The sequence below is a fragment of the Micromonospora sp. D75 genome (assembly GCF_018070405.1).
Classification (GTDB): domain Bacteria; phylum Actinomycetota; class Actinomycetes; order Mycobacteriales; family Micromonosporaceae; genus Micromonospora; species Micromonospora chalcea.
This window is the reverse complement of sequence record NZ_JAGPXV010000359.1, coordinates 1-6,075: the sequence shown is the minus strand read 5'-3', so window position 1 is coordinate 6,075 and position 6,075 is coordinate 1. Positions and strand designations below refer to the sequence as shown.

The following is a 6,075-nucleotide window of genomic DNA, read 5'->3' as shown; positions in this document are numbered from 1 at the left end:
CCGCACCCGCCGCTCGTCCCGCGAGGCCAAGGACATCCTGGCCGAGCTGGGTGGCGGCGACATCGCGCTGGCCACCGGCGTCCTGCTGGGCGCCACCGCCCGTAAGGTGCCGGTGCTGCTGGACGGCCCGGTCGGCACCGCCGCCGCGATGGTCAGCCGCGACCTGGCCGGGCAGGCGCGGCACTGGTGCCTGCTGCCCGACCACGGCGGCCGTCCGGGTGTGCGGCTGGCCGCCGACGTGCTCGGCCTGACCCCGCTGCTGGACCTGCGGCTCGACCTGGGCGAGGGGGCGACCGCGCTGGCCGCGCTGCCTCTGCTGCGCTCCGCGCTGACGCTCGCCGCCACGCTGCCGGCGCACCCGTCACTCGGCGGCGACGACAGCTACGACAGCGACGCCGGCCGGACCGGCGACGAACCGGACTTCGCCGAGCCGGAGCCGGCCGGGCCGGGACCGACCACGATCGGGTCCGACGAGCCGGTCTCCCCCGGCCGACGTGCCGACTGAGGCGCGGCTCGCCGACGGCATCCGGCTGGCGCTCACCACGTTCACCACCGCACCGGTACGCGCCGGCCGGGTCGACCGGGCCGCCGCCGGCACCGCGATGGCGCTCGCCCCGCTGGTCGGCGCGCTGCTCGGCGCCGTACTCGGCGGGGCGCTGCTGCTCACCGGCGCGCTCGCGCCACCGCTCGTCGCCGCCGTGGTCACGGTGGGGCTGGGCGCGCTGCTCACCCGGGGGCTGCACCTGGACGGGCTGGCCGACACCGTGGACGCGCTCGGCTCGTACCGGCGTGGTCCGGCCGCGCTGGAGATCATGAAGCAGCCGGACGTCGGCCCGTTCGGGGTGGTCGCGCTGGTGGTCGTACTCCTGCTCCAGAGCGCGGTGCTCGCGGAGCTGGCCGGGCGGGACGCCCTCGCCGCGTTCGCCGCCGTGGTCGCCGCGACCGCGGCCGGGCGGCTCGCCGTCGGCCTGGCCTGCCGGCGCGGCTTGCCGGCCGCGCGGCCGGAGGGCCTGGGCGCGCTCGTGGCCGGCACCGTCGGGTGGGGCGCGCTGGCGCTCGGCGCGGTCGCCGTCGCGCTGGCGGCCGTGCCCGCAGTCCCGGACCGTCCGTGGCAGGGGCCGCTCGCCGTGCTCGGCGCGCTCGCCGTCGCGGCCGGGCTGCTCCGGCACCTGGTACGCCGCTTCGGCGGCATCACCGGCGACGTGCTCGGGGCGCTCGTGGAGATCGTCACCACGCTGTCCTACCTGGGACTGGTGCTGACCGGCTGAGCGTCACCGGTCCGGGCGGGTAGCGTTCGGGGCGAGTGCACCGGCGCGGTCGAGGGGGACGGCATGCTCATCACGGACGACTTCCTGCCGGTACCGGTGCCCGAGTCGCTCGACGCGACCTATCTGGTGCCGATCACCGGGCTGCCCAAGGTGAGCCCGAAGACGGCCGTGGAAGGGCTGGCCGGGCGGCTCGCCGAGCCGGTGCACGGGCTGGCCAAGCAGATGCTCGACAGCCCGCTGATGACCGTCGACACCCGTACCGTCGACGAGTTCCCCGAGCTGCCGCCGGACCTGCTCACCGCGTTCGGCGCCACCGAGGAGCAGCTGGCCCGGCTGGCCGCCGCCACCCACCTGGTGGTGGTGCAGGCCGAGTACCGGCCGGGCTGGCCGCCGGCGCACGAGTGGGCCGCCCGCGCGGTGGCCGCGGCGGTCGCCGAGACGGTCGGCGGGGACGTGGTGGACGTCTTCGGGCTCCAGTTCCTCGACCCGGCGGCGGCGCTGCGCTCGCTGCCCGACGAGCAGGGCCGGATCCGGCTCGTCGACTGGGTGCTGGTGCCCTACTCCTCGGACTCCGACGGGCTGTGGTTCACCACGAAGGGGCTGCGCCGGTTCGGGCTGCTGGAGTTGCAGGCCCAGGGCGTGCCGGACCACCTGACCCGGGCGTGGGGCGCGGTGATGACCGGCGCGGCCCGGCGGCTGCTGCGGGACTGGACCGACGGGCTCGCCGGTGAGGAGGTGCCGGCGTTCGTGCAGCTTCCCGTGCTGGCCACGGTGACCGGGCACGACATCGCCGTGGCGTACGGCAATCCGGAGCAGCACGGCGCGACCGCGCCGGTGCTGCTGCGGCTGGAGCTGGACCCGGCCACCGACCCGGACGCCGACTCGTTCCTGAGCCTCAACCCGCCGCCCGGGCATCCGGGTCCGCCCGGCCGCTACTTCGCCGCTGCCTGCGCGACGCTGTTCAACGGCATCCAGCCGGACGTGCGCTACACCCGTACCGGTGACGCGATGAGCCGCGCGGTGGAGACCGCCCGGGAGGCGCTCGGCGACATCCGGGCCCGGTTCCTGGCCGGGCGGCTGCCCGAGGAGAGCCAGCTCGTGGTCAAGTACGGGCTGCCCGGCGACGACGGCCCCGAGTACGTCTGGGCCGGGGTGACCTCGTGGGAGAGCCCGGAACGGATCGTCGGCGCGAGCGCCAGCGACGCCAACACCGACCCGAGCGTACGGATCGGCTCCCCGGTGGTGGTGGAGGCGTCGGACGTGGTCGACTGGGCGGTGCTGGACGGCACCGGCGTGCTGGAGGGCGGCTGGACGCAGGCAGTCCTCGACGCCGGGGAGCGCGGCGAGGACTGACCCGCGCGGCTCAGCGCGCCGAGGGCCGATCCGCCTCCGGCCTCAGCGCACCGAGGGCTTGACGAACGGCGGCCGGGTCAGGCGCATCCGGGCACGGCGGCCCCGGATGTCCACCTCCAGCTCCTCGCCGTCGGCCAGCTTCGGGTCGGTGTCGACGAGCGCCAGCGCGACGCCGTGCTTGAGCGTCGGGCTGAACGTGCCGCTGGTGACGGTGCCGACCTGCCGGTCGCCCGCGTACACGGCCATGCCGGGGCGCGGGATGGCCCGGTCGACAGCGGTCAGGCCGCGCAGCGTACGGGCGGGTCCGGCGGCCTTCTCGGCGCGCAGCGCGTCGCGGCCCCAGAACGCCGGCTTGTCCCAGCCCACCGCCCAGCCGGAGCGGCCCTGCACCGGGGTGATCTCCGGGGACAGGTCCTGCCCGTGCAGCGGGTAGCCCATCTCGGTGCGCAGCGTGTCCCGGGCGGCCAGGCCGCAGGCGCGGACGTCGCCGGCTGCGGCGAAGAGCGCGTCCCAGACGGCGACCGCGTGCTCGGACGCCACGACCAGCTCGTAGCCCAGCTCGCCGGTGTAGCCGGTGCGGCACACGGTCAGCTCCACCCCGTCGAGCGTGGCGGTGGAGAAACTCATGTAGTCGTGCCCGGTGGGCAGGCCGAGCGAGCCCAGCAGGTCCGCCGAGCGCGGGCCCTGGACGGCGAGCACCGCGTACGCCTCGTGCTCGTCGGTGACGGTGACCCCGGCGGGCGCGGCGGCGCGCAGCCGGCGGGCCACCTCGGCGGTGTTCGCCGCGTTGGGGATCAGGAAGACGTGGTCGTCTGCGTGCAGGTAGGCGATGATGTCGTCCACCACGCCGCCGGTGGCGTCGTCGCAGCAGAGCGTGTACTGCGCCTGACCGGGAGCGATCCGGCCGAGGTCGTTGGTGAGGCAGGCGTTGACGAAGTCCGCCGCGCCCGGCCCGGTGACCCGGATCTTGCCCAGGTGCGAGACGTCGAACACGCCGACGCCCTCACGGACGGCGGTGTGCTCCTTGAGCACGCCGCCACCGGCGTACTCCAGCGGCATCTGCCAGCCCCCGAAGGGGGCGAACTTCGCGCCGAGCGCGGTGTGCCGCTCGTGCAGCGGGGAGCGGCGCAGCCGGGTCTCGGCGGCGTCGGAGGTCACCTCGGTCATGGGTGGCAACTTACCGGCCGCGACGACTGTGGTTAGCATCGGCGGGATCCCGTCGGCGCGCATCGGCGGGACACCCACGCCTTCCGGCGGGTAGGTTGCCGCCGGAGACACCTTCACCGCCGGTACGCGACGACGCGGCCGGCCCGGCCCGCCCGGAGTAGCTTTCGTGACATCGCCCCGCACCACCCTCAGCCTGGTCGACACCGACCCCGCCGAACTCGCCGTCGACGCGATCGTGATCGGCGTGCACAGCCAGACCACCGAGCCGGGCAGCGGCGCACCCGCCCACGCCCTGCTGCTGGCCACCGGCGGGGAGAGCATCGCCGCCGCGTTCGACGGAAAGCTGACCGAGACGCTGGCCCTGCTCGGCGCGACAGGTGGCCCGGGCGAGGTGATCAAGTTGGCCACGCTGGGCACCGTGACCGCCCCGCTGGTCGTGGCCGTCGGCCTCGGCCCGGAGCCCTCGGGCGCCGCTCCGGCCCCGGAGTCGCTGCGCCGGGCCGCCGGCGCCGCCGTACGGGCGCTGGCCGGCGCGGCGCGCGTCGCCCTGGCCCTGCCCCTGCCCGACGACGCCGACGCCCCGGCCGCGCTGCGCGCGGTCGCCGAGGGCGCGCTGCTGGGCGGCTACCGGTTCGCCGGCTACAAGACCAAGCCGCAGCCGGCCCGCCGTGAGCCGGTGGCCGAGGTGCTGGTGGCGGTGCCGGACGCGGCCGACGCGACCGCCCAGGCCGAGGTCGCGCGGGCGCAGGCGGTGGCCGGCGCGGTGCGGACCAGCCGGGACTGGGTGAACACCGCGCCGAACGAGCTGCGTCCCCCGGCGTTCGCCGACGCCGTCTCCGCCGCCGCCCGCGAGGCGGGGCTGGAGGTCGAGGTGCTGGACGAGGCGGCGCTCAAGGCCGGTGGCTACGGCGGCATCCTCGCCGTCGGCCAGGGCTCCGAGGCCCCGCCGCGGCTGGTGAAGCTCACCTGGACGCCGGAGGGCGGCGGCAACGGCAAGCGGGTCGCGCTGGTCGGCAAGGGCATCACGTTCGACACCGGCGGCATCTCGATCAAGCCGGCGCAGGGCATGTGGGAGATGAAGTCGGACATGGCCGGCGCGGCGGCGGTCGGCGCGGCCATGCTGGCGATCGCGGCGCTCAAGCCGTCGGTCACCGTCACCGGCTACCTGCCGATGGCGGAGAACATGCCGTCGGGCGCCAGCTACCGGCCGGGCGACGTGATCAGCATGTTCAACGGCAAGAAGGTGGAGGTGCTGAACACCGACGCCGAGGGCCGGATGGTGCTGGCCGACGCGATGGCGCGGGCCTGCGCGGACGGCGCGGACTACCTGTTCGAGACCTCCACGCTGACCGGCGGGCAGGTGATCGCGCTGGGCAAGCGGATCGCCGGTGTGATGGGCACCCCGGAGCTGTGCGAGCGGGTGCGGGTGGCCGGTGACGCGACCGGTGAGCCGGCCTGGCCGATGCCGCTGCCGGACGACGTGCGCAAGGGCATGGAGTCGGACGTCGCGGACATCTCGCAGGTCAACGCCGGGATGGACCGGGCCGGGCACATGCTGCAGGGCGGCGTGTTCCTGCGCGAATTCGTCACCGACGACGTGGCGTGGGCGCACATCGACATCGCCGGTCCGGGTTACCACTCGGGCGAGGCGACCGGCTACTGGACCAAGGGCGGCACCGGCGTGCCGGTGCGTACGCTCGTGCACCTGGTCGAGGACGTCGCCACCAACGGCTGACGTGCAAGGAAGGGCCCCTTCTTAACGCCTCGCGTTGTAGAAGGGGCCCTTTTTAACACCCGCGCCCGCGCCCGCGCCCGCTCAGAACAGCTCGGGACGGCGCTTGCGGCGTTCGTTGTAGTCGCGCATGCGCTGCGGATAGCCCATCAGCCGCACGTCGTAGATCGGGATGGCGATCCGGTGCGCCCAGCGGCGGGCCTCGTCCGGCCCGCCCACGCGCCGCCGGGTCCACTCGCCGTCGTCGGCGATCAGCATGATCGTGGTCTCGGTGACCGTCGTACGGGGTTCGATGTACGCCTCGACGCCCTTACGGGTCCGGACGAAGTTCTCCAAGTGGTCCAGATCGGCGCGGTCGGCGGCACGGTCGCGGCTCGCCGGGGCGGCCCGCTTTCGTCGTCGGAACAACCCCACCGAATCCACTCCTCCCCCAAGCCGTCATCGAGGACGGTGCCAAGGGTACGTGTCACCGACGTGTCGTTGGGCACCTCGGTACGCGCCCGGTCCGTGGTGGTGACAAGATGACCGAGGTGGGGTGTGCCTGTTACTCCGCCG

The 6,075-nt window shown here is 75.0% G+C and carries 6 protein-coding genes; 4 read left to right on the top strand and 2 right to left on the bottom strand.

Annotated features, from left to right (window positions below):
- The 3 genes from KBX39_RS20400 to KBX39_RS20390 all read left to right on the top strand — a co-directional run.
- On the top strand, positions 1-505 hold a 505-nt coding region (locus tag KBX39_RS20400; RefSeq protein WP_210871988.1), incomplete at its 5' end, for a nicotinate-nucleotide--dimethylbenzimidazole phosphoribosyltransferase.
- On the top strand, positions 495-1,268 hold the full coding sequence (gene cobS, locus KBX39_RS20395) for an adenosylcobinamide-GDP ribazoletransferase (RefSeq protein WP_210871986.1): 774 nt from the start codon (positions 495-497) through the stop codon (positions 1,266-1,268). The genes KBX39_RS20400 and cobS, both read left to right, overlap by 11 nt.
- A gap of 63 nt (positions 1,269-1,331) precedes the next feature.
- On the top strand, positions 1,332-2,621 hold the full coding sequence (locus KBX39_RS20390) for a DUF2314 domain-containing protein (RefSeq protein ID WP_043329341.1): 1,290 nt from the start codon (positions 1,332-1,334) through the stop codon (positions 2,619-2,621).
- Between the two features lie 42 nt (positions 2,622-2,663).
- Here KBX39_RS20390 and gcvT read toward each other — a convergent pair whose 3' ends face one another.
- The gene (gene gcvT, locus KBX39_RS20385; RefSeq protein ID WP_209962730.1) at positions 2,664-3,788 is read right to left on the bottom strand and encodes a glycine cleavage system aminomethyltransferase GcvT; all 1,125 of its coding nucleotides are present in this window, start codon (positions 3,786-3,788) and stop codon (positions 2,664-2,666) included.
- Between the two features lie 166 nt (positions 3,789-3,954).
- Between gcvT and KBX39_RS20380 the strand changes: the two genes are divergently transcribed.
- The gene (locus tag KBX39_RS20380) at positions 3,955-5,523 is read left to right on the top strand and encodes a leucyl aminopeptidase (RefSeq protein ID WP_064448300.1); all 1,569 of its coding nucleotides are present in this window, start codon (positions 3,955-3,957) and stop codon (positions 5,521-5,523) included.
- An 81-nt stretch (positions 5,524-5,604) separates the two neighbouring features.
- On the opposite strand, the gene KBX39_RS20375 is transcribed toward KBX39_RS20380, so the two are convergent.
- Positions 5,605-5,934, bottom strand: coding sequence for a hypothetical protein (locus tag KBX39_RS20375; RefSeq protein WP_013287729.1), 330 nt, complete (start codon positions 5,932-5,934; stop codon positions 5,605-5,607).
- Between the last annotated feature and the right edge of the window lie 141 nt (positions 5,935-6,075).

Bases quoted from the DNA above. Each gene is read 5' to 3' on its own strand.
- KBX39_RS20390 (WP_043329341.1), top strand. From the start codon at position 1,332: ATGCTCATCACGGACGACTTCCTGCCGGTACCGGTGCCCGAGTCGCTC.
- gcvT (WP_209962730.1), bottom strand. From the start codon at position 3,788: ATGACCGAGGTGACCTCCGACGCCGCCGAGACCCGGCTGCGCCGCTCC.